Source organism: Rhodococcoides kroppenstedtii, from assembly GCF_900111805.1.
In the GTDB taxonomy this organism is placed as follows: domain Bacteria; phylum Actinomycetota; class Actinomycetes; order Mycobacteriales; family Mycobacteriaceae; genus Rhodococcoides; species Rhodococcoides kroppenstedtii.
On the sequence record NZ_FOJN01000005.1, the window covers coordinates 1 to 22,637 of the forward strand.

The 22,637-nt window shown below is 70.0% G+C and carries 18 protein-coding genes and 1 tRNA gene; 11 read left to right on the top strand and 8 right to left on the bottom strand.

All coding sequences use genetic code 11. The features are described from left to right. Positions 1 to 269: 269 nt before the first annotated feature. The 4 genes from BMZ18_RS19340 to BMZ18_RS07200 all read left to right on the top strand — a co-directional run bounded on the left by BMZ18_RS19340 (position 270) and on the right by BMZ18_RS07200 (position 9,092). Positions 270 to 1,919 carry a hypothetical protein gene (locus tag BMZ18_RS19340; protein ID WP_139203873.1) on the top strand — a complete coding sequence of 550 codons (1,650 nt, stop codon included), beginning with the start codon at positions 270 to 272 and terminating at the stop codon, positions 1,917 to 1,919. Positions 1,920 to 2,149: 230 nt separating this feature from the next. Continuing rightward, a complete protein-coding gene (locus BMZ18_RS07190) occupies positions 2,150 to 3,649 on the top strand; it encodes a TIGR02677 family protein (RefSeq protein WP_068361362.1) in 1,500 nt (499 codons plus the stop codon). Continuing rightward, a complete protein-coding gene (locus tag BMZ18_RS07195) occupies positions 3,646 to 4,980 on the top strand; it encodes a DUF2398 family protein (protein ID WP_074922061.1) in 1,335 nt (444 codons plus the stop codon). The genes BMZ18_RS07190 and BMZ18_RS07195 overlap by 4 nt, the downstream gene beginning before the upstream one ends. Continuing rightward, entirely contained in the window at positions 4,977 to 9,092 is a 4,116-nt protein-coding gene (locus BMZ18_RS07200) for a TIGR02680 family protein (protein ID WP_068361367.1), read from the top strand. Before BMZ18_RS07195 ends, BMZ18_RS07200 begins: the two co-directional genes overlap by 4 nt. 116 nt (positions 9,093 to 9,208) lie before the next feature. Here the strand turns inward: BMZ18_RS07200 and mshC are convergent, their stop codons facing one another. The 5 genes from mshC to BMZ18_RS07225 all read right to left on the bottom strand — a co-directional run bounded on the left by mshC (position 9,209) and on the right by BMZ18_RS07225 (position 13,586). Further along, positions 9,209 to 10,450, bottom strand: a complete 1,242-nt coding sequence (mshC, locus tag BMZ18_RS07205; RefSeq protein ID WP_068361370.1) for a cysteine--1-D-myo-inosityl 2-amino-2-deoxy-alpha-D-glucopyranoside ligase — start codon at positions 10,448 to 10,450, stop codon at positions 9,209 to 9,211. 45 nt (positions 10,451 to 10,495) lie between these two features. Then, positions 10,496 to 11,308 carry an Rv2133c family protein gene (locus BMZ18_RS07210; protein ID WP_068361383.1) on the bottom strand — a complete coding sequence of 271 codons (813 nt, stop codon included), beginning with the start codon at positions 11,306 to 11,308 and terminating at the stop codon, positions 10,496 to 10,498. Next, positions 11,305 to 11,901, bottom strand: coding sequence for an Rv2134c family protein (locus tag BMZ18_RS07215; RefSeq protein WP_068101265.1), 597 nt, complete (start codon positions 11,899 to 11,901; stop codon positions 11,305 to 11,307). The genes BMZ18_RS07210 and BMZ18_RS07215 overlap by 4 nt, the downstream gene beginning before the upstream one ends. A gap of 111 nt (positions 11,902 to 12,012) precedes the next feature. Further along, complete coding sequence (locus BMZ18_RS07220; protein WP_068361373.1) at positions 12,013 to 12,717, bottom strand: histidine phosphatase family protein; 705 nt, start codon at positions 12,715 to 12,717, stop codon at positions 12,013 to 12,015. 23 nt (positions 12,718 to 12,740) lie between these two features. Then, entirely contained in the window at positions 12,741 to 13,586 is an 846-nt protein-coding gene (locus tag BMZ18_RS07225; RefSeq protein ID WP_170851471.1) for an undecaprenyl-diphosphate phosphatase, read from the bottom strand. Positions 13,587 to 13,678: 92 nt separating this feature from the next. On the opposite strand from BMZ18_RS07225, the gene BMZ18_RS07230 reads away from it, so the two are divergent. Beyond that, positions 13,679 to 14,617 carry an aldo/keto reductase gene (locus BMZ18_RS07230; protein ID WP_068361376.1) on the top strand — a complete coding sequence of 313 codons (939 nt, stop codon included), beginning with the start codon at positions 13,679 to 13,681 and terminating at the stop codon, positions 14,615 to 14,617. On the opposite strand, the gene BMZ18_RS07235 is transcribed toward BMZ18_RS07230, so the two are convergent. Continuing rightward, positions 14,614 to 14,994, bottom strand: a complete 381-nt coding sequence (locus tag BMZ18_RS07235; protein WP_235606526.1) for a hypothetical protein — start codon at positions 14,992 to 14,994, stop codon at positions 14,614 to 14,616. The genes BMZ18_RS07230 and BMZ18_RS07235 overlap by 4 nt on opposite strands. A 199-nt stretch (positions 14,995 to 15,193) precedes the next feature. On the opposite strand from BMZ18_RS07235, the gene BMZ18_RS07240 reads away from it, so the two are divergent. The 3 genes from BMZ18_RS07240 to BMZ18_RS07250 are packed head-to-tail and all read left to right on the top strand — an operon-like array spanning position 15,194 to position 17,508. Beyond that, on the top strand, positions 15,194 to 16,159 hold the full coding sequence (locus BMZ18_RS07240; protein ID WP_211267467.1) for an NHL repeat-containing protein: 966 nt from the start codon (positions 15,194 to 15,196) through the stop codon (positions 16,157 to 16,159). 24 nt (positions 16,160 to 16,183) lie between these two features. After that, complete coding sequence (locus BMZ18_RS07245) at positions 16,184 to 16,417, top strand: DUF5703 family protein (protein WP_371828492.1); 234 nt, start codon at positions 16,184 to 16,186, stop codon at positions 16,415 to 16,417. A gap of 23 nt (positions 16,418 to 16,440) precedes the next feature. After that, on the top strand, positions 16,441 to 17,508 hold the full coding sequence (locus BMZ18_RS07250) for a quinone-dependent dihydroorotate dehydrogenase (RefSeq protein ID WP_280141955.1): 1,068 nt from the start codon (positions 16,441 to 16,443) through the stop codon (positions 17,506 to 17,508). 52 nt (positions 17,509 to 17,560) lie between these two features. Here the strand turns inward: BMZ18_RS07250 and BMZ18_RS07255 are convergent, their stop codons facing one another. Together BMZ18_RS07255 and BMZ18_RS07260 are read right to left on the bottom strand one after the other, a co-directional pair. Next, the gene (locus BMZ18_RS07255) at positions 17,561 to 18,088 is read right to left on the bottom strand and encodes a YbhB/YbcL family Raf kinase inhibitor-like protein (protein ID WP_068101245.1); all 528 of its coding nucleotides are present in this window, start codon (positions 18,086 to 18,088) and stop codon (positions 17,561 to 17,563) included. 43 nt (positions 18,089 to 18,131) lie between these two features. Then, on the bottom strand, positions 18,132 to 19,508 hold the full coding sequence (locus BMZ18_RS07260) for a M20/M25/M40 family metallo-hydrolase (protein ID WP_074922062.1): 1,377 nt from the start codon (positions 19,506 to 19,508) through the stop codon (positions 18,132 to 18,134). A gap of 137 nt (positions 19,509 to 19,645) precedes the next feature. On the opposite strand from BMZ18_RS07260, the gene BMZ18_RS07265 reads away from it, so the two are divergent. The 3 genes from BMZ18_RS07265 to BMZ18_RS07275 all read left to right on the top strand — a co-directional run bounded on the left by BMZ18_RS07265 (position 19,646) and on the right by BMZ18_RS07275 (position 22,637). After that, positions 19,646 to 19,731: transfer RNA gene (locus BMZ18_RS07265), tRNA-Leu, on the top strand. A 125-nt stretch (positions 19,732 to 19,856) separates the two neighbouring features. After that, the gene (locus BMZ18_RS07270) at positions 19,857 to 21,353 is read left to right on the top strand and encodes a glutamate-cysteine ligase family protein (protein WP_068361382.1); all 1,497 of its coding nucleotides are present in this window, start codon (positions 19,857 to 19,859) and stop codon (positions 21,351 to 21,353) included. 21 nt (positions 21,354 to 21,374) lie between these two features. After that, entirely contained in the window at positions 21,375 to 22,637 is a 1,263-nt protein-coding gene (locus BMZ18_RS07275; protein ID WP_068101239.1) for a saccharopine dehydrogenase family protein, read from the top strand.

Consider the following 22,637-nt stretch of genomic DNA (forward strand, 5'->3'; position numbering starts at 1 on the left):
CACCCGCTACGACAAACTCGCAATCACCTACCGAGCCGCCGTCACCCTCTGCGCAATTCTCACCTGGCTACGCCAATTGGGAGACACGCCCTAGCCTCCTCTTGGACTCGTTAGACGAGGCTGCGTTGGCCGCCGGACCCGAACACTTCTGGGCGTTCCTACAGGACATTGCGGGCCTGCTGGCTGGATCCACTCCCAATAGGCAGGTTGTAATATTGGGTAGGCCGGAATCGATACTTACTACCCAATTAGTCTTCGAGGAATGCGGCGTGCCTGTGGAGACAGCTGAGCTTGCACCCCTCACCCGAATTCAGGCTGCTGAATTGACCGACCTAGCTTTGGATGCCGCACTTGTCGACGGGCGTCGGTACGAGACTCATCGTACCCATAGCCAACCGTTTGCGGATTTGCGCGAGTGGATTTTCGACGATATTGCCACGGCTCTTGATATCGACGGGGCAGAAGATGGCAGTGTGGCGTCCGATTTCCTCGGTTATCCGCCGGTGATTTTGGCAATTGCTAGGAGGCTTGCCGTAGAAAACCCTAGGGCAGAACTCATGCGCGCCCAGGAAGCTTCGGCAGGCTCTCGTTCAAGAGTCGACAGAGGGATTCTGCTCTTGAGCGTGACGGAGACAATTCTCGATCGAGAATCGCAAAAAGTGAGAAATCAGATCGACAACTTCTTGGATCTGCCGAACGAGACGTTTTCGCTCCTGTACACGCGAGAAGAACAAATACTGCGCATATTAGGCAAGTTTCTTGGCAATATGCGCCTGGAGTCGCCGGCCGTGCTCAGGGCTGCAGATCGCGTAGCTTATGAGGAACACATCGCGGGATTCGTTGGGGAGCACCCGTTTTTGTCGCTTAAAAAATACTCCAATCCGGTATTTGCCGATTACGTGCGGGCCTACGTCGCAACCGCCGATACCGTTGAATTGCACGGTGTACGTCGTGCAGATCTTCTGGCCGCGTGCATGAAGCCGGGTCCGTTTTTTGCGCACTTTTGTCACGCGCTAGCTAACCAAGTTAGCGTTGAGCGTCGTGAATCTTATGACTTCATCATCCGCGAGTCGATAATCGATGATTTGATAAAATCGTACGCTGCTGGCAGTAGGGGTAATGACGCATTTTCAATCCTAGATAGCCCGACGCACACTAGCTTAGTGCTACATCCGTTCGAGGGCACCGCGAAGCAGTTGTCTCTCTCGGACGTGCTTGAATTCAGAGTCCTTGAGAAGTCCGGGGCGATTGAACTGACAACTTCGGTGAGTCGATGCTGGATCATCACGCGTCGATTCGGCGTGATTCTCAGCTCGGTCACTGACACTGTCGAAATCGGGCCACACTGCACCATACTGTCGGAAATGCTTGAAGTTCGGGCTCGGACCGTAAATGTTTCCTCAAGCAGGGGCGTTCACGACGACGAGACCGCTTCCGGCGCACTCCTCATGACGAAAGAATTCGTCGCAGACCAAGCGACCAAAATTACAACACGCTCGGACCAATCCCTAGTCATCAATTGGCCGAATGCTTGGCATCCGTGGAAAACATACTTCAGCAAACTCCCTCAAACGTCTCATAAATCAGAAGCGCTTTCTGCCGAAGTTCTCATCGGACTCCGTCGCATTCTATTGTCCTTCAAGGGCGGAGCGGCGCAGGACCCCAGCCAACATAAAGAGATGATTGACAATATCGTAGTCGGCAAGAATGCGATGCTAGGGGCTATCCGCGACTCTTTGATTAGGTTGGGGGCAGTGAAGGTCGACGGCAAGATGTTCAGGCTCCAAGCTTCCGTTCTCTCTCCGCTCGGAGTCAATTATGTAGGCACGAAGGGCAAGGATTTCGCAACCTCGCTTGGACCGCTCCACAGGTTGGTGATGGAGTCAGAGGAAGTCAAGCGCGTCTGCGAGGATGATTGAAGGTTGTGCCGGCGCCTTGCAAGATCCCCGAAACTGGAACAGCGCAGCAAAGCTGGCTTCGTCAAACGAGTGAGGGTTTTGCGTCCGGCTGTCACCAACTTCGTTGGTGAGTGGGAAGCCTGGCGGCCTTCAAGCTTGGCTGCCATTCCAGTCGCGTCCCCTCGGCCCAGGATGCCGAGAAAGCGCAGACCCGATTCGTTTTGAGTCTGGCTACCGCCTAGCCTAGCCGGGTGACTGAAGCCGTGGGTCGAGAAGAGCTCGACGACCGGCTCCGGCTGCTGTCGTTCGCCACGGCCGAGAAGCGGCTCGACTACCTGCGGGTCCTCCGGGCGTTCGATCACGCCCGGACGGGGTACGTCGTACTCCTGCACGCCGGCGACGTCGCCGACATCCTGGCCCGCACAGACACCGGTGACGCACTCACCGCCGCCGAGATCGGGCCGCTGCTCGACCAGCTGCACACCTGGGGTGTGCTCGAACGCAGCTACGACGGGTCGCGAGCCGCCACCTTGGCGGAGTATCGCAACCGCCACTACGTGTACCAGTTCGGGCAGGTGGGCTACCACGCCTACCGCGCGGTGGAGGACGTCGTCGCCGCGCGCCCCGACGATGCGTCGTTGTCGCGACTGGCCCTGCCCGAACTGCTCGCCGACCTCGAGGGCCTGGCCGCCGCCAACCGGGCGGGCGACGCGGACCTGGTGCACCGCAAGCTCGTCCGCCTCGACGCGGCGCTGAACGACCTGGCCACCCGCGCCGCACACTTCTACCTCTCGCTCGGGGACCTGGTGCGCACCACGGACGTCACCCCGGAGGCGTTCCTCGCCCACAAGGACGCGTTGCTCGCGCACATGCGGGAGTTCTCCTCCGACCTCGCGCGCTACGCGCCGAAGCTCACGGCGGCCATAGAGGCGGTCGAGCGGACCGGCCTCGACGCCCTGTTGGACCGCGCGGCCGACAGCGACGAGCGCGTCTTCCTCGCGCGGGCCGATCGCCGCGCCGACCGCGCGGCCCGCTGGGCGGGTCTGGTCCACTGGTTCTCGGCCGACGACGGGACCGCCGAGGTCGACCGGCTCCGCGACGGCACCATGAGTGCGATCACCGCGGTGCTCGCGTTGCTGCGGCGGGTGACCGAGAGTCGTCGCACCGGCGTCAGCCGCGAGTCGCAGTTGCGGCACCTCGCGGGCTGGTTCGCCGCCGCTCCCACCGAGGACGCGGCGCACGCGCTGTTCGACGCCACGTTCGGGCTGGGTCGACCACGGCATCTGTCGATGGCGCATCCCGACGCCGAGCTTATTCCCGACCACCGATCGTGGTGGGACGCTCCCCCCGTCGAGATCGCCCGCACCCTCGCCGAGACGGGCCGGGCTCCGGCCGCGGGTGCGCCCGCGCGCGTGCACCGCAACGACGCCGGGATGCGCCGTCTGCGGGAGCGCCAGCTCGACGCGCAGCGTCGCCGTGCCGACGCCGCGACGGCGCTCGGGGACGGCGGTGTCGACGGTCGCGTCCTCGGACCCGAGGAAACCGAGGTCCTGCTCTCCCTCCTCGACGCGGCCCTCGGTGCGCGCGTACCGGTGACCGGGCGAGTCCGGTCGACCACCGGAACCGAAGGAGCGACGTCGTTGACCCTCGCCCCGTGCGAGCACTCCACCGTCGTCCGGACTCATCGCGGCGCGTTGCACCTGGACAAGCTGGCCGTCACCGTCACTCGACGCACCGGAACGCGCCGATGAGGGTGCACTCTGTCCCCGGCCTCGCGCTCGACAATTACCAACGCGCCGTCCGGACCGTCCTGTCCCACCACCTGATCACCCGGACGTACCCGGACCGCATCGCCCTGCCGCTGGTCCGGCGGTGGGCGACGGAACTGCGGGAGGATCTCCAGGAGGCGTTCGGCTACCGGCTAGAGGTCACCGAGACCACCGCGCGCCTGCATCCCGTCGTCGACCGCCTCGACGCCACCCGGCCGGCCCGCACGGCTGCGGACCGGGTGTTCGACCGTCGTCGCTACGCGTTGGTGGCCCTGGTGCTGGCCGCGCTCGGCCGCGCGGGCGACCAGGTCACGCTGTCCGAACTCGCCGACGCGGTGACGTCGGAAGCCGGCCGCGTCGTCGGCGTCGACCTCGACACCGAGCGGTCGTCCGACCGGGACGCCTTCGTCGACGCGGTCTCGTGGCTCGCCACCCGCGGCGCGATCAGCCTCGCCGACGGCGATGCGGGCGGCTGGGCCCGTGACCCGGAGTCCGGCGAGGCGCTCTACGACATCGACCCGAGCATCGTCGCCGCCCTGTTCCGCCCACCCCGACCGGTGCAACACCTCGGCGGCGCGGCGGGTCTGCTGGCCGACCCGCCCCGCGACGGCGCGGACCGTGCCCGCCGCGCCCGCCGTGCCCTCGTCGAACGGCCCGTGGTGTACGGCGCGCCGGCCGAGCAGGACGTGCCCGACGCGCGGTCGATCGCGGACGTGGCGCTGCTCACCGGCCTGACCGCCGAACGCCGCGCCGAGGGCGTCGCACTGATCGACACGTCGGGCCGGCTGTCCGATCTGCGGTTCCCGTCCACCGGCACCGTCGCCCAGGTGGCGCTGCTGCTGGCCGGGGAGATCGCCGATCAAGTGCTCGACCCCGACGGCGATCCGCTGCCCCGGGCGGCGGCGACGATGGACCGCACCGCGGACCTGGTCGCGGCGTTGGACACGGCGGTCCCGATGGGCGGCGTGTTCGAGACCCTCAGTGACGAGCACGAATTCAAGGCGGACCCGGACGACGACGCGGCCGAATCGCACCTGTACCCGGTGGTGTCGGACGACTGGCTCGCCGAGACCGTCGAGTCCGTCGTTCGGTCCTACGGGCGGACGTTCGCCGCCCAGTGGCAGGCGGACGCCGACGGACTTCGACGCGCTGCGCTCACCGTGCTCGAGCGACTGACGCTGATCGTTCCCGTCGACGGCGGCGTCGCGGCGCTGCCGGCGCTTGCGCGTTATCGGGGGGTGGTGGTGACGGTGCGTGAGCGCTCGGCCGCCCCCGACCTGTTCGAACCCGCACGCACGGAGGATCTCTCGTGACACGCAGTTCCCGTTTTCGCCCCACGCGCGCGGGCATCGTCAACCTGTGGGACTACCGGGACCAGGAGTTCTCATTCGCCGACGGTCGCCTGGTGCTGCGCGGGCCCAACGGTTCCGGCAAGACGAAGGCCCTCGAGGTGCTCTACCCCTTCGTGCTCGACGGCCGCATCGAGCCGCGTCGCCTCAACCCCTTCGCGGGCGAGGAACGCACCATGAAGTCCAATCTTCTGTACCGCGGCCAGGATTCGGCACACAGCTACGTGTGGATGGAGTTCGGGCGCGGCCGCGCCGACGACCCGGAATGCGTCACGGTGGGGATCGGCATGCGCGCCACCCGGTCCGTCGACAAGGTCACTCGGTGGTACTTCGTCGTCGACGGCCGGGTGGGCGTGGACTTCTCGCTGCTCGGGGACGACGACCGACCACTCACCAAGAAGCAGCTGGCCGAACAGATCGGCAGCGACGCCATCGTCGATCGTCCGATCGACTACCGCGCGGCGATCGACGCTCGCATGTTCGGACTCGGGGCCGAGCGTTACGACCAGCTCATCACCCTCGTCCTCACGCTCCGACGGCCCCAACTCGCGAAGAACCTCGATCCCAAGGGCCTCTCGCGGGCGCTGTCGGACGGCCTGCGCCCGCTGGACGACCATCTGGTCCTGGACGCGGCACGGTCCTTCAGCGACATGGAGGAAGTGGGCCGCGCGCTCGAGGGCATCGCCGAAGCGGATCGTGCCGCCACGTCCTTTCTCGACGTCTACGGCCGCTATCTGGCGGTGCAGGCGCGGACCGACGTCGACCAGGTCTCCCGCCGCCTCGACGCGGTCGATCACGCCGTCACCGCCGTGTTCGCCGCGCGCGCACTACAGGACCGACGCCGCGCCGAGCGAGAGGCCGCCGAACTCCGCTTCGACGAGGCCGACCGCGCCCTCGATCGCGCGCTGACCGATCAGCAGACGCTGCAACGCTCGTCGGCGTACGAGGGCAAGCAGCAACTCGACGACCTCGCCGACGCCGTGCGGCGCCTCGAGATCTCCACCCAGCAGCAGGCCGAGAAGGCCCGCCGGGCGCAGGAGGCCGTCGCCGGTCGCCGAGCGGACGCCGACGCCGCGGCGGAGCGAGCCCGGGAGGTGGCCGCCGTCGTCGCCCGCGCCGAGGACGAGCTGACGGCCGCCGCAGAGGAAGCGGGGATCGCCTGGACAGCCCTGCCCGCCGACGCACGCGTCGATCGCATCACCACGGCCGTGCGCGGCCACGCGGAGGAGCGCGACGCCGACGTCCGGGCGGTCCGCGCGGCGGCGCAGCAGGTCGACCGCGCGACCGCCGACCGTGCCCGTGCCGAGCGGGCGGCGGACCGCGGCCGTGACGAGCGCGACCGTGCGTCGGTTGCCCTGCGTGACGCCGAGGCCACGGTCGCGGCGGCGCGGGCACGGTGTGCTGGGGAACTGCGGTCGTGGTGGATCGAGGCCTCGCGCGTCGTCGACGACGGTGGCGTTCCCGCGGCGCTCGCCGACGCGCTCGACGCGATCGGGAACGACGACGCTCCGTCGCTCCGTGACGTGCTGCGCGAGCGTCTGCGCGACACGGTCGACGCCCTCCGGACCGCCGAACGGGAAGCGGTGCGCGCCGCGGAGGACGCACGCGGACTCCTCGTCGAGCTCGAGTCCGACCGTGTTCGCGTCGCCGCAGAGCACGACGACGCGCCGCCCGTGCCGCACACCCGCCGGCCGCGTGAGAACGGGGTGGCGCTCTGGCAGCTCGTGCGCTTCGCCGAGCATGTCGACGACGCCGACGCGGCCGGTCTCGAGGCCGCACTCGAGGCCGCAGGCATTCTCGACGCCCTCGTCGGCGAGGACGTGCCGGGCGACATTGCGCTCACCGCGCTCGAGCCGGCCCGAGGACCGTCGCTCGCCGACGTGCTCACGGTCGAGGACGATCCCGCAGTGGACGCGGGCACTGTGCGACGGGTCCTCGAGTCGGTCGCGCTCGGCGGGGACGGGCCCGTTCGCGTCGCCGCCGACGGGTCCTTCGCCCTCGGGGTGCTGCGGGGTTCGCACACGAAGCACGCCGCGGAGTACATCGGCGCCACGGCGCGGGCACGCCGACGAGCTGCCCGCGCGGCGGAACTCGACGCCGAGATCGACCGGACCCGTGGTCGGGCGCACGCCGCCGACCGTGCCGCCGTCGAGGCCCGCGCGCGTCTCGACGCCGTCCAGCGGTCGGTCGACCGACTGCCCGGCACGTCCTCGATCACGGCGGCGCTGCGCAGCACCGTCGAGGCCGCCGGTGCACTGCGCTCGGTCTCGGAGTCCGCGGCCGCGGCGGACCAGGACCTCGACCGCGCGGTCGCGGCGCAGGCAGCCGCGGAGAGAGCGCTGCGGACCGCCGCGGTGACGCATCGCGTGCCCGCCTCGGGACGCGAGCTCGACGCCCTCGCCGCCGCGATCCGCCATTTCGAGAACACCGGACACGCCCTTCTCCGGCACCGCGGCGACGTCGACCGCGCCGCCGAACGCGAGCGGGAGGCGTCGGCACGCCTCGAGGAAGCCGTCGGGAACGCGGAGGAGTACGCGGAGGAAGCGGCGATCGCCGAGACCGGGTACGAGCAGCAGTCGGCGAAACTCGAGGTCCTGCGCGAGTCGCTCGGCGCCGACGCGGAACAGATCGACGCCGAACTAGCGGCGGTCCGCCGGCGCATCGAGGAGTGCAAGAAGGAGCAGACCGCGGCCCGCAAGGCGGCGACCGCCGCGGGTGAGGACACCGGAGCCGCCGACGGCGCTCTGCGCACCGCGACGGCAGAACTCACGGCGGCCGTCACCGAAAGCCTCACGGATGCGCGACGATTGGCCCCGTACGCCGAACGCGACCTGTTGACCGTCCTCGGCGCCCCGTATCACCCGTGGCCCACCAGCGAGGCCGCCTGGTCCACACCGGATCAGGTGCTCTACCGGGCGGAGGCGGCCGACACACCCGACGAGGTGCCCGACGTGCTGCCCACCGAGGTCCGCGCGCTGCTGGACGCCCTGGAGACCGCCACCACCGAGGTCAAGGCCACCGACTCCACGCGCAAATCCACCCGCAGCGCCCTCACCGCGGCGCTGCAGGATTTCGATGCCGGTCTGGCGGCGTCGGGTCAGGACTTCCGCCTCGAGTGGGATGCCGTCGACGGCGTGACGGTGGTGCGGGTACAGGACGAGCGCGGCCGAACGACCGTGGCGGAGTTCGCCTCTCGGGTGGCCGAGGCGCGGCGTGACCAGGAGTCCCTGCTGACCGACGCCGAACGCCGCATCCTCGAGGACGCGCTGCTGACGGGCCTGGCGCAGCAGATTCACGAGCGCACCGTCGACGCGCGGGCCCTCATCGCTCGGATGGGCGCCGAGATGAAGGAACGGCGCATGTCGTCCGGCTCCACCATCGGCGTCCACTGGGTGCTGGCGGACACGCTCGACGAGGAGGGGCGAGCGGTCTCGAAACTGCTCGAGCGCGACAGCGCCGCCTTGTCGCCGGACGACCTCGCGCGGATCCGGGCCTGGTTCGCGGCGCGGATCCGTACGGCCCGGGCGGCGCATCCGGAGCGGTCCTACCCCGAGATCCTCACGGAGGCACTCGACTACCGGCAGTGGCGGGTGTTCGCCTTCACGCTGCTCGGTGCGGACGGGTCCGAGGATCGGCTGACCGTCGCCCGGCACAGCGCTCTCTCCGGCGGCGAGCAGTCGGTGTCGTTGCACCTCCCGCTCTTCGCGGCGGCGCACGTGATGCTCTCGTCGGCCGACCCGCACTCCCCCCGGCTGCTGGCGCTGGACGAGGCGTTCGCCGGTGTGGACGACAACGGCCGCCGCGAATTGCTCGGCCTCAGTGTGCAATTCGATCTGGACCTGTTCATGACGGGCTACGACCTCTGGATCACCTACGCCGGCGTTCCCGGCTGCGCGCACTACGACCTGGCGCACTCCGCCGCCGAGAACACCGTCAGTGCAGCCTTGCTGGTCTGGGACGACGGCGAACTCCTCGCCGAACACGACGGGTCCGACCTCGCCGCCGCCCTCGGCTCACCCCAGCGGCGGCGGGTGCCCACCCCGGTGTCGGGGGGACTCGACTTCGCGGAGGTGTAGTCGCCGAGCACGGTGTGCGTCTCGGCGGCTTCTCGCGCGGGATGCCGTCGACTCCTCATTCGAGCCTCGATTGCGGCGGGAAACCGCGTTCACGGAGTCCGAGCCGCACGGGGCGCTCAGCGCAGCCGCACACCCAGCAGCGCGTCGACGGTGTCGGCGATCAACCCCGGCGCCGCGGTGTCGGAGCCACCGATCGTGACGGCGTCGCGCGCCCAGGCATCGAGGGCGTCGAGGGCCTTGGGGGTGTCGAGGTCGTCGGCGAGGTGCTGGCGGACGCGGGCGACGGTGTCCTCGGCCGACTGCGCGGACTTCAGCGCCGCCGCGGCCTTCCAGGCCTCGAGTCGCTGCTGCGCGGCGGCGAGCGTGGCGTCGTCCCAGGTGCGGTCCTGGCGGTAGTGGCCGGCGTACAAGCCCAGGCGAATGGCGCCCGGGTCCACGCCGGCGGCGGTGAGCTTGGACACCAGCACCAGGTTGCCGAGGGACTTCGACATCTTCTCCCCGTCGAGCCCGATCATGCCGGTGTGCACGTAGTGTCGCGCGAAACGGTCGGCGCCGGTGAGGGATTCGGCGTGCGCCGCCGAGAACTCGTGGTGCGGGAAGATGAGGTCGCTGCCGCCGCCCTGCACGTCGAACCCGGAGCCGATGCGGTTCAGCGCGATGGCCGCGCACTCGATGTGCCAGCCCGGGCGGCCGGGACCCATCGGTGACGGCCAGGACGGCTCGCCGGGCCGGGCGGCCTTCCAGATCAACGCGTCCAGGGGGTCCCGCTTGCCGGCGCGGTCGGGGTCGCCCCCGCGCTCGGCGAAGAAGCGAGCCATGGTGTCGCGGTCGTAGCCGGACTCGTACCCGAACTGCTCGGTGGCGTCGGCGCGGAAGTACACGTCGGGGTAATCGGCGTCGTCGACGGTGTAGGCCGCGCCGGAGGCGAGCAGCTTCTCCACCAGCTCGACCACCTCGGCGACGGACTCGACGGCGCCGATGTAGTCGCGGGGCGGGAGCACGCGCAGCGCCGTCATGTCGGACCGGAACAGGTCGGTCTCCCGCTGCCCGAGGGACTGCCAGTCCTCGCCGTCGCGGGCCGCACGCTCGAACAGCGGGTCGTCCACGTCGGTGACGTTCTGCACGTAGTGGACGTCGTGGCCGGCGTCGCGCCACACGCGCTGCACCAGGTCGAAGGTGAGGTAGGTGGCGGCGTGGCCGAGGTGCGTGGCGTCGTAGGGGGTGATGCCGCAGACGTACATGGTGGCCGTCGAGCCCGGCGTGACCGGCCGGACGGCGCGATCGGCGGTGTCGTACAAACGCAGGGCCGGGCCCTCTCCGGGAACCGTGGGGACAGCGACATCGGGCCAGGACTGCATGGCCCCCAGACTATCCGGTGACCGGGGACGGACCGTTCGCCAGGCTCAGAAGGCGGGCCACGGCAGCGGCCGCGAGGACGTCGGTGCCGGCATCACGGGCCGCTCGACCAGGGTGCGGATGCGCCGCCGCAGCGCGTCGATCTCCGCGTCGGTGATCAGCGGTGCCAACTCGTCGCCCAGCGACCCCCCGAGCGAGTCGAGAACCCGCTCCAGATCGGCCACGAGGTCCGGGCCGATCGGATCCCCCGCCCACCCCCACAGCACCGTCCGCAGCTTGTTCTCCCGGTGCATCGCGAGACCGTGGTCGACGCCGTACACCGCGCCGTCGAGTCCCTCGAGGACGTGACCGCCCTTGCGGTCGGCGTTGTTCAGCACGACGTCGAGGACGGCCATGCGATGCAGCCGGGGGTCGTCGGCGTGCACGAGGGTGATCTCCTCCCCCGTCTCGTCGTGACCGCGCAGGACCGGGAGATAGCCGTCGGGAACGAGGTCGGGCCGGCAGATGTCGACCAGGTCGATGCCGTCACCCGACTCCGGGTGTCGCTCGACGGTGTCGATCCATCGCTGCACCATGCCCGGGCCGACGGGACCCTCGCGCAACACGGTGGTCGGCACCGTCCCCCAACCGAGAGCCTCCGACACCCGGTACGACGCCACCTCGCGGCCGGCGAGCGTGCCGTCCGGGAAGTCCCACAGTGGCTGCTCGCCGCGTACGGGCTTGTAGACGCAGCGAAAGGGCGTATCGGAGTCGGCCCGGGAGATCTCGCAGACCAGGGTCGCGTTGGACGCCTGGACGACGCGACCGACGATGGTCAGCTCGGCCGTGGTCAGCAGGTCGAGATCGTCGGGGGCGGTCAGGAGTCGTCCCCGAAGTCTGTGACGGCGGATCCGGACACCGGTCCGCGCCGGTAGCCGTTGGTGCGCACGCACATGTGTCCGCCGGCCGTGAGCGGCTCCCCGCACAGCGGGCACGGCGGCCGACCGGCGGCGATCACCCGCTCGCTGCGCGCGGCGAACTCGCGCGCCTGCTCGGGGCTGAGGAAGACGCGGACGGCGTCCGGGCCCTCCTCGGTGTCGTCGAGAACCACCGACTCGTCGATCTCGGTCTCGGTGATGGCGAGCAGTTCCACCACGACGGCCCCGGCGTCGGCGTCCCAGCCGAGGCCCATCGTGCCGACGCGAAACTCGGCGTCGACGGGGGTGACCAGGGGGTCGATGTCGGAGGGATCGGTGTCCGACGGCGGCACCTCGGCACCGAACCGCCGGGCCACCTCGTCGAGGAGCAGCCCGACACGGTCCGCGAGCACCTGCACCTGCTGCTTCTCGAGTGCCACCGACACGACGCGGGCCTCGTGCACGGCCTGCAGGAAGAACGACCGATCACCGGGTTCGCCCACCGTGCCGGCGACGAACCGATCGGGAGTGCGGAAGACGTGAATCGCGCGGGACATACTTTCACCTTCCGTATCCGCGCCGGGCCCCGTGTGGGGGTACGTGCCCGGCGGTGATGGTGGCCTGGCGACCTCCATCGTCATTATCCGCGTGCTGTCCAGCGTGCGCGGTCAGCGACCCGCTCCGCCGCCGATCACGGCGTCGGACGACTCGCCACCGTCGGCGTTCTCGGGGTCCTTCGGGGGCGGCGGCACCACCTGACGTAGATCACCGCCCAGATCACCGACACGGTGGACGAACGCCCGCGTCTCGGTGTAGCGCACGACGGAGATGGACGACGGATCGACCACGATGCGCTGGAACTGATCGAGGTGCGAGCCGAGGGCGTCCGCGAGCACGGACTTGATGACGTCGCCGTGCGTGCATGCGACCCACACGACGTCGTGACCGGCTTCGGCCGCCAGCCGCTCGTCGTGGTCTCGAACCGCGCGGACGGCGCGAGCCTGGACATCGGCCAACCCCTCGCCGCCGGGGAACACCGCCGCCGACGGATGATGCTGGACGACCTTCCACAACTTCTCACCGGTCAGGTCCTTGATCGCGCGGCCCGTCCACTCGCCGTAGTCGACCTCGAGGAGTCGATCCTCGACCACCGGGTCGAGGCTGCGCGCAGCCGCGAGCGGCGCGACGGTCTGCTCGCAGCGCAGCAGCGGCGATCGCACGATCGCGGCGACGGGAATGCCGTCGAGTCGGGCGACGACCTTCTCCGCCTGCTCGCGTCCGACCTCGTCGAGTTGGACGCCCTCGGACCGGCCGGCGAGGGTACCGGCGGTGTTGGACGTCGAACGCCCGTGCCGCAGCAGGATGACCGTCATGGGACCAGCCTAGGGATCGCGCGTCAGGTCGCGGCGATGGTCCCCGTGGCGAGCAGTGCCATGACGGCGAGACCGAGCACGATGCGGTACCCGACGAACCAGTTGAGCGAGTGGTTCTCCACGAAGCGAAGGAGCCAGGCGATGGACGCGTAGCCGAGCCCGAAGGCGACCAGCGTCGCCACCAACAGCTGCGGCCCGGACGCCTGCAGGCCCTCGCCCGACGGCGCGAACGCGTCGGGCAGGGAGAACAGGCCCGACGCGGTGACGGCGGGGATGGCCAGGAGGAACGAGAACCGCACGGCGGCGGGCCGCGTCAGCCCCAGGAACAGGCCGGCACTCGAGGTCGCGCCGGACCGGGACACACCGGGAATCAGCGCGAGGCACTGCGCCAGACCCATGACCAGGCCGTCGCGGGTGGTGAGCTTCTCGATCGGTCGGCGCTGCCTGCCGACCTTCTCGGCGATCATGATGACCAGGGCGAACACGATCAACATGGTGGCCACGATCCAGAGGTTGCGGGCACCGGTGCGGATGGCGTCCTTGAAGACGAAGCCGATGACGCCGATGGGAATGGTCGCGAAGATGACATACCAGCCCATGCGGTAGTCGAGGTCGCCGCGATGGGCCGCGTCGAACAGTCCGCGGAACCACGCCCGCACGATGCGCACGATGTCCTTCGCGAAGAAGAGCAGTACCGCCGCCTCGGTCCCGAGCTGGGTCACCGCCGTGAAGGACGCGCCGGCGTCGTCACCGAAGAACACCTCGGACACGATCCGCAGGTGGCCGGAGGAGGAGATCGGCAGGAACTCGGTCAGGCCCTGCACGGCGCCGAGCACCACGGCTTGCAGCCAGGACATGGAATCGGCGATCACGGTCGACGTCACGAGTGCCGACCGTACTAGGGTCGTCCCTCGATCACGGGGTCACCCGCCGTCCGCAAACGAAGCGAGCAGTCACCACCATGAAGCACAGAACCGTCGGTACCAGCGGACTTCGCGTCTCCCGCCTGGGACTGGGCACCGGCGAGTGGGGACGTGGGGTGGACGGCGACGACGCCGCCGCCCAGATCACGGCCTTCGTCGAGGCGGGCGGGACCCTGGTGGACACCTCGGACACGTACGGCGACGGCCGGGCCGTGCGTGTCCTGGCGGAGATTCTCGACGACGTGGTCCCCCGCGCCGACCTGGTGCTCAGCGTCGACTCCGGCGTCAGTCCGGCCGACGCCGCCGGGCACTGGACCGTCGACTGCTCGCGGCGGGCGCTGCTCGCCGGTCTCGACCGCACCCTGCGCGATCTCGGCACCGATCACCTGGATCTCTGGAGCGTCGGCGCATGGGACACGCGGACCCCGCTCGACGAGATCGCGGCGACGCTCGAGACCGCCGTGTCGTCCGGGCGGGTGCGCTACGCGGGGGTGCGCGGGTACCGCGGATGGCAGCTGGCGACCTTGGCGTCCCGCGTCTCGGTGGTGGCCGCGCAGGCCGAGTACTCCCTGTTGGCGCGCGGAACGGAGGACGATCTGATTCCCGCCGCCGCCTGGCACGGTGTCGGGGTCCTGGCGGTCTCGGCGCTCGGCGGAGGGGTGCTCACCGGCAAGTACCGCGACGGCGTCCCCGCCGATGCCCGCGGCGCCGATCCCGTGCGATCCGCGGGCATCGCACCCTTCCTCGGGGAGGACGGGAGCAAGGTCGTCGAGGCCGTGCTGACCGCGGCGGACGGTCTCGGAACCTCGCCGCTGGCCGTGGCTCTTGCGTGGGCACGCGATCGGCCCGGTGTGGCGTCGACCGTGGTGGGAACTCGCGACATCGGCCAGCTCACCGGCGTACTCGCGGCCGAGGACGTCGACCTGCCGTCGGCGATCGCAGCGGCCCTGGACGACGTCAGCTCGCCGTGGCGCTAGTCGGATCCGCCCCGCGGATCGAGGGCGCCGAGTCGGCCGAGCAATGCGCGGACCAGCGTGGTGTCGGCGGACCGCGGGTCGTCGGGTGCGTGCACCGTGGCGACGGCGTCCCGCACGGCGGCGGTGACCGAGCGTTCGTCGCAGAGGTCCACGTCGGTCACGTCGACGTCCGCCACCCCGTCGACGTCGACGTCCGCGGGCACGGTGACGGTGGCCCCGAGACGGTAGACCTCCACGCGCAGGGTCTTGCCGCGCACGCGGAAGGCGAACGCGCGACCGTCGGCGGCGGTACCGAAGCCGTGCGCGTGCGGGCCGGTGGTGACGTCGTCAACGGAGAACTCGGGGCCGGTGGGGTCCGGCATGGTCGGACGGCTCACGATGAACACTCCCGTGGAACCTGCGGTAACGGACACTTCGGACCGTACCCACCGTCGGCGGGGGCTGTCGCGTCTCCCCGCCGCGGGGCGTGATCGGATGGACGCGATGGCGAGCGACGAGGAAACGAGACGACCCGTGGGACCTGCGACGACGACGAATGTGCGACGACGGACGTCCCGGTCGGCGGGGACGGTCGCGGTGAGCGTGATCGCACTGCTCCTGGCCGCGTGTGGTGGGCAACAGAGCGAATCGACGCCGACCAACACCCGCGAGCCGGAAACGGCGGCGGCCTCGCCCGAGGTGTCGACGACGCCCGCCGGCACCGTCGCACCCCCCACTCTCGGCGGGCCGGTCACGGTACGCGGGCTGGCCGTCGACGCGGACACCTCGATTTTGGCGATCCTGACCGACGACGGCGTGCTCCTGGCCGGCGACGACGGCGCGCCGCGCGCAGTGACGTTGCCGTCGCCCGGAACCTCGGTTCATCCCGGCCGCGCCGGGGAGATCCTGGTCACCACGGCGGACGGGCTCGTGCGGGTCGACGCCGACTCGGGCGCCACCACGGAGTGGCCGGTCGAGGGTGGCGCGATCTCGGCGACCGTGTTCGACGACGGGTACGCCGTGGGCTCGGCGACCGGCCGGGTGTCCGTGCTGGACGCCGACGGCGCGGTGACGTCGACGGTGGGCGGACTCGCCTCGGTGGACGGACTGGTCCCCGCCGGGGACGACCTGGTGGCTCTCGACACCCGGCAGACGTCCATGACCACGGTGAACGTCGCGGGCGACCGGCTCGGCGAAGCGCTGCGCGCCGGCGACGGCGCCACCCGGACGGTGGGCTGCAGCACCGGGGCGATCGCGGTCTCCGACACCGCCGACGACGAGCTGATGATCTTCACCGGCGACGACCTGATCATGCGCCAGCGCTATCCGGTGGCCGGGTCGCCGTTCGCCGTGGCGTGCGACGACGTCGGCACGGTGTGGGTCACGACGACGGCCACCAACGAGGTGGTCGGCTTCGACGTCTCCGGCGGAATTCCGGTGGAGACGGCACGGTTTCCCACCGTGAAGCAGCCCGATTCCCTCGCGGTCGATTCGCGTTCCGGACGATTGTTCGTAGGCTCGAACGACGGTGCCGGTGTGCAGGTGATACCGACCCGCGAGTGACCCCGACCGAAAGTCGCGATGCCCATGCCGAACCGAGCCGTCCCCGCGAGCTGGCAGATCCAGTCCGACGACTGGGAGTACGTGCCGATCAAGCTGCCGCCCGACGTGACGCGGGTGACCGCGTCGATGCGGCTCGCGATCTCGGCGGAGTTCGGCGGGTGGGAGCTCTCCCGCGTGCGCCTGTACACCGACGGCAGCCGCCGCGTGCTGCTCAAGCGCCGCAAGACCGCCCAGCACGTTCCCGACCCCGAACTGTGACGAGAGACGGAGACCGCACCGACGTGAGTCCCTACCGGATCCTGCTGCGCCTGATGTTCCTGGTGCCGCCCGAGCGCATCCACCACCTCGCCTTCGCGGCGATGCGGCTGGTCACCCGGTTCGGCCCGCTCCGCGCGCTCGTGGCGCGGGTGCTGGTGGTGGACGATCCCGCACTGCGCACGGAGGCGTTCGGCGTGGAGTTCCCCACCCCGGTCGGCCTGGCCGCCGGCTTCGACAAGAACGGCGAGGGCGTCGACGCCTGGGGGCCGTTGGGATTCGGGTTCGCGGAGATCGGCACGGTCACAGCGCACGCGCAGCCGGGGAACCCGGCGCCCCGGCTGTTCCGTCTCCCGCAGGATCGCGGTCTGCTCAACCGCATGGGCTTCAACAACGAGGGCGCGGGTGCCGTGGCCGACCGTCTTCGGCGCCGCCGCGGTGATCTGCCGATCGGGGCGAACATCGGCAAGACCAAGGTGACGCCGGCCGCCGACGCGGCGGTCGACTACACCACCAGCGCTCGCCTGCTGGGCCCGTTGTCGGACTTCGTCGTGGTCAACGTCAGTTCCCCCAATACCCCCGGTCTTCGCGACCTGCAGGCCGTGGAGTCGCTGCGTCCTCTGCTGGGCGCGGTCATCGCGGCGGTGTCGGTGCCGGTCCTGGTGAAGATCGCACCGGACCTGTCCGACGACGACGTCGACGCCGTCGCCGATCTGGCGCTCGACCTGGGCGCGGCGGGCATCGTCGCGACCAACACCACCATCGCTCGAGATGGGCTGCGCACTCCCGGAGCCGCGGAACTCGGAGCGGGCGGGGTGTCCGGACCGTACGTGGCCGACCGGTCGCTCGCGGTCCTGCGGCGCTTGCGCGCGCGTGTCGGTGACCGCGTGACGCTCGTCGCCGCCGGCGGCATCGAGACGCCGGATGATGCATGGGCGCGCATCCGCGCCGGGGCCACGCTGGTGCAGGGGTACACCGGCTTCGTCTACGGGGGACCGTTCTGGGCGCGACGCCTCGCGACCGGACTCGCCGAGCGCGCTCGCGCCGCGGGCTACGCGCGAGTGTCCGACGCGGTCGGCAGCGACCTCGCGTGACCCTGCACGCCCGACGCTGCCGACCGCGCCCGGTGCGGTCTCCTGCTGCGGTCTACTGCTCGTACGTCCCGTGGATCACCGCGCGCGCGATGGCGTGCGAGAACAGGTTGAAGCCGAGGTACGCCGGGGTGGCCGTCTCGTCGATCTCGAGCCGCTCGACGTCGACGGCGTGCACGGCCACGTAGTAGTGGTGGACGCCGTGCCCCTGCGGCGGTGCGGCGCCGATGTAGCGCGCCAGTCCGGCGTCGCCCTTCAGCGTGATCGCCTCGTTCGGCAGACCGGTCGAGGAGTCGTCGCCCGCGGCCGAGACCAGCGTGGTCGTGCCGACCGGGATGTTCGCGACGGCCCAGTGCCAGAACCCGGAGCCCGTGGGGGCGTCGGGGTCGTAGACCGTGACGGCGAAGCTCTTGGTCTCGGCAGGAAAGCCCGACCACGACAGCTGCGGCGAGTTGTCGTGTCCGCCGGCGCCCATGATGCCGCTGACCTGATCCTTCTTCAGCGGCTCACCGTCGGTGATGTCCGACGACGTCAGCTCGAAGGTGGGCAGCGTCGGCAGGTCGGCGTAGGGGTCCCGTGACATCGGCGATTCCTCTCGGAGAGCGGTGGGCCGACCCGGTGTCGGGTCAGCTGTGCAGCAGGAAGTGTTCGAACACCTTCGTGCCGAACACCAACGCGTCCACGGGTACCCGTTCGTCGACCCCGTGGAACAGCGCAGCGAAATCCAGTTCCGGGGGCAGCTTGAGCGGCGCGAAGCCGAAGCAGCGAATCCCCAACTTGGCGAAGGCTTTCGCGTCCGTTCCGCCCGACAGCATGTACGGCACGGTGCGGCCGTTCTCGTCGAACGCGAGGATCGCGTCGTTCATGGCGTCGACCAGATGCCCGTCGAACGTGGTCTCGTACGGCTCGAGATCGGCGATCCACGACCGTTCGACGTGCGGGCCGATCAGCTCGTCGACCTCCTTCTCGAAGGCCTCCTTGCGGCCCGGCAGCACGCGGCAGTCCACGGTCGCGGTGGCCGTCTGCGGAATGACGTTGGCCTTGTAGCCGGCGTCGAGCATGGTGGGGTTGGCGGTGTCGCGCAGGGTCGCGCCGACGATCCGCGCGATGCTGCCGAGCTTGGCCAGGGTGCCGTCGATGTCCGGCGAACCCGGGTCGAACTCCAGCCCCGTCTCGGCCGACACGGCGGCGAGGAACTCGGTGACCGACTCGGTCATCACCAGCGGGAACTGGTGCTTGCCCAGTGCCGCGACGGCCTCGGCGAGGTAGGTGACGGCGTTGTCGTCGTGCAGGAAGGACCCGTGACCGGCGCGGGCCTTCGCGGTCAGGCGCATCCAGGCAAGGCCCTTCTCGGCCGTCTCCACCAGGTAGAGCCGCCGCTCCTCCCCGTCCGGGCGGGCGACGGTGAGCGAGAAGCCGCCCACCTCTCCGACGGCCTCGCTCACGCCCTCGAACAGGTCCGGGCGGTGCTCGACCAGCCAGTGCGAGCCCCACTTGCCGCCGGCCTCCTCGTCGGCGAGGAACGCGAAGACGAGGTCGCGCGGCGGCACGGTGCCCTGCGACCGGAACTGCCGCGCCAGGGCCAGTGCCATGCCGACCATGTCCTTCATGTCCACCGCACCGCGGCCCCAGAGGTACCCGTCCTCGACCGCACCGGAAAAGGGATGCACGCTCCAGTCGGCGGGTTCGGCCGGCACCACGTCGAGGTGGCCGTGCACCAGGAGCGCGCCGCGTGAGCGGTCCGCTCCGGGTAGCCGGGCGAACACGTTGCCGCGCCCGGGCGCTCCGGACTCGACGTACTCCGTCTCGTACCCGACCTCCTCGAGCTGCCGCGCCACCCATTCGGCGCACTCCCGCTCCCCCACCGTCGTCGCCGGATCGCCGGTGTTGGTGGTGTCGAAGCGGATCAACGACGCCACCAGGTCCACGACCTCCTCGACGGCGACGGTGCCGGAGGCGGTGGTCTCGGAACTGGTCTCGGGGTTCTGCTCGCTGGTGGACACGGCTTCGTTCCTACCATCGGCGGTGCCGGTGGGTAGTGGGTGGGCGCGGTGGGTAGGCACCGTGTGACGTGCCGTTTTGGTGGGACGCGGCGCATCGACTACATTCATCTGCGCACCGCGAGAAGCGGTGCGAGCAGGTCCGAGTGGCGGAATGGCAGACGCGCTAGCTTGAGGTGCTAGTGTCCTATTAACGGACGTGGGGGTTCAAGTCCCCCCTCGGACACGTCGAACAGAATTCTCACGAAGGCCCTGGATCACCGGATCCGGGGCCTTCGTCGTATTCACGCCCCGTGTCTCGTCGTCCCCCTCTGTCTCGTTGCCGAGGTCCGTGCGTGATGAGATGTCCCCATGGGTGACGAGGTCGAGCAGCGCACGTTCAGCCGCCAGGACCGGCAGGACTTCCGGCGCAAGGTCCAGCAGTGCCTCGACGCCCTCGCGTCGATGCTGGCCGACGACACCTTCGCGGTGGACGAGCCGCGGATCGGGATGGAGATCGAACTCAACCTCGTCGACGACGCGATGGATCCGGCCATGGCCAACACCGCCGTGCTCGAGGCGATCGCCGATCCGGATTTCCAGACCGAACTGGGCCGATTCAACATCGAGATCAACGTCGCGCCCGCGCCGCTCGCCGGCGACCGCATGCGGACCCTCGAGACCGAACTCCGCGCGTCGCTGGACCACGCGGACGCGCGGGCGAAGGACACCGGCTCCGCCCTGGCCATGATCGGCATGCTGCCGACGCTGCGCGAGGAGCACTTCGCCGCGCAGTGGTTGTCGGAGAACCCGCGGTACGACCTGTTGAACAGCCAGATCTTCGCCGCGCGCGGCGAGGACATCGAGCTGAACGTCACCGGGGTCCCGTTGCCGGGCAGTCGGGAGGCGGAGTCGCTGCACCGTATCGTCGACACGATCCTGCCCGAGGCGGCCTGCACGTCCGTGCAGTTGCATCTGCAGGTCGCGCCGGACGAGTTCCCGGCGCATTGGAACGCCGCGCAGGCACTGGCCGGGGTGCAGGTGGCCCTGGCGGCCAACTCCCCCTTCCTCGCGGGACGCGCCCTGTGGCACGAGACCCGACTCCCGCTCTTCGAGCAGGCCACGGACACGCGCCCGCAGGAGCTCAAGAACCAGGGCGTGAGACCGCGCGTCTGGTTCGGGGAACGGTGGATCACGTCGATCTTCGATCTCTTCGAGGAGAACTCCCGCTACTTCCCCGCGCTGCTGCCGGTGGTGTCGGACCAGGATCCGATGGCCGAGCTCGCCGCCGGCCGGACCCCGGAACTGACCGAGCTGAAGATGCACAACGGCACGGTCTACCGGTGGAATCGGCCGATCTACGACACGTCGGACGGCGAGCACCACCTGCGTCTCGAGAACCGGGTGCTGCCCGCCGGACCGTCGGTGATCGACGTGATGGCCGACGCCGCGTTCTACTACGGCGCGCTGCGCTCGCTGGTGGACGCGGACCGTCCCGTGTGGAGCCAGATGTCCTTCGACGCCGCGCAGGACAACCTGCATTCCGCGGCGCGCAGCGGCATCGACGCCCGCTGCTACTGGCCGGAGGTGGGCTGGGTGTCGCCCCAGGAGCTGGTCCTGCGGCGCCTGCTCCCGATGGCCGAGGCGGGCCTCGACGCCTTCGGGGTCGACCCCGACGTCCGAGACCGGTACCTGCGGGTCATCGAAGGTCGGTGCCTGCGCCGGCAGAACGGCGCCGTGTGGCAGCGTTCGGCGCTGGCCGCGCGAGAGCGAGCCGGAGACGACCGCGGCCGCGCGCTCGCGGGCATGCTCGCGGACTATCTCGACCGCATGCACGACGGCGAGCCGGTCCACACGTGGTCCTGGTGAGCGCGCTAGTAGTGTCAGGGAATGGCTGATTCCCCGCGTGAGTCCACCGCCCGCGAATTCGAGATCGTCGTCTACGGCGCAACGGGATTCGTCGGGGCTCTGACCGCCGAGTACCTCGCTCGCCACGCTCCCGACGGCACCACCGTCGCGCTGGCGGGCCGAAGTCGGGACAAGCTGGAATCCACCCGCCGGGGACTGCCGGCGCGAGCGGCGGACTGGCCGCTCGTCGTGGCCGACGCCGACGACGAGGCCGCGCTCACCGCTCTCGCGCAGCGCACGTCCGTCGTCCTCACCACGGTCGGTCCCTACGCCAAGTACGGCCGCGTCCTCGCCCGCGTTTGCGCCGAGTCGGGCACCGACTACGTCGACCTCACCGGCGAGGTCCTCTTCGCCCGCGCGAGCGCCGACGAGAACCACGAGACCGCCGTCCGGACCGGCGCGCGCATCGTCCACTCCTGCGGCTTCGACTCGGTGCCGTCCGACATCGGTGTCTTCGAATTGCACCGCAAGGTCACCGAGGACGGCGCGGGTGACCTCACCGACACCACGCTCGTGGTGACGTCGATGAGCGGCGGCGTCAGCGGCGGCACCATCGATTCGCTGCGCGGTCAGATCGACGAGATCACGAAGGACCGCGCGGCCGCCAAGCTCGCCGCGAGCCCGTACTCCCTGAGCCCGGACCGCTCGATCGAGCCGGACTTCGGCCGGCAGAACGACGCTCCCGTGCTCAAGGGATCGTCGATTCACCCGTCGCTGAAGGGGTGGAAGGCGCCGTTCGTCATGGCGTCGTACAACACCCGCGTGGTGCGGCGCACCAACGCCATCCTCGGGTATCCCTACGGCAAGACCTTCAAGTACAACGAGGTCATGAGCGTGGGCTCGTCCCCCGTCTCCCCCGTCCTCGCGGCCGGTGTCCTCGCCGGTCTGGGCGCGTTCGTGGCCGGGCTGGCGTTCAAGCCGACGCGGTTCCTCCTGGACAAGGTGCTGCCCGCTCCGGGCAGCGGCCCCAGCGAGAAGACCCGACAGAAGGGCCATTTCGTCGTCGACATCTACACGACCACCACCAGCGGGGAGCACTACGTCTCGCGGGTGAAGGCCAAGGGCGACCCCGGCTACGCCGCCACGGCGATGATGCTCGGCGAGTCCGCGCTGGCTCTGGTGAAGAACCGCGACGAGTTGCCCTCGCTCGGCGGCGGCGTGCTCACCCCGGCGTCGGGCATCGGGACCGCGCTGATCACGCGCCTGCGCGCCGCCGGGATGGAGATCTCGGCGCGCAAGGTCTGA

Coding starts and splice junctions, on each gene's coding strand:
- BMZ18_RS07255 (WP_068101245.1), bottom strand. CDS start 18,088: ATGTCACGGGACCCCTACGCCGACCTGCCGACGCTGCCCACCTTCGAG.
- BMZ18_RS07245 (WP_371828492.1), top strand. CDS start 16,184: ATGCCGAACCGAGCCGTCCCCGCGAGCTGGCAGATCCAGTCCGACGAC.
- BMZ18_RS07195 (WP_074922061.1), top strand. CDS start 3,646: ATGAGGGTGCACTCTGTCCCCGGCCTCGCGCTCGACAATTACCAACGC.
- BMZ18_RS07230 (WP_068361376.1), top strand. CDS start 13,679: ATGAAGCACAGAACCGTCGGTACCAGCGGACTTCGCGTCTCCCGCCTG.
- BMZ18_RS07275 (WP_068101239.1), top strand. CDS start 21,375: ATGGCTGATTCCCCGCGTGAGTCCACCGCCCGCGAATTCGAGATCGTC.
- mshC (WP_068361370.1), bottom strand. CDS start 10,450: ATGCAGTCCTGGCCCGATGTCGCTGTCCCCACGGTTCCCGGAGAGGGC.
- BMZ18_RS07215 (WP_068101265.1), bottom strand. CDS start 11,901: ATGTCCCGCGCGATTCACGTCTTCCGCACTCCCGATCGGTTCGTCGCC.
- BMZ18_RS07220 (WP_068361373.1), bottom strand. CDS start 12,717: ATGACGGTCATCCTGCTGCGGCACGGGCGTTCGACGTCCAACACCGCC.
- BMZ18_RS07270 (WP_068361382.1), top strand. CDS start 19,857: ATGGGTGACGAGGTCGAGCAGCGCACGTTCAGCCGCCAGGACCGGCAG.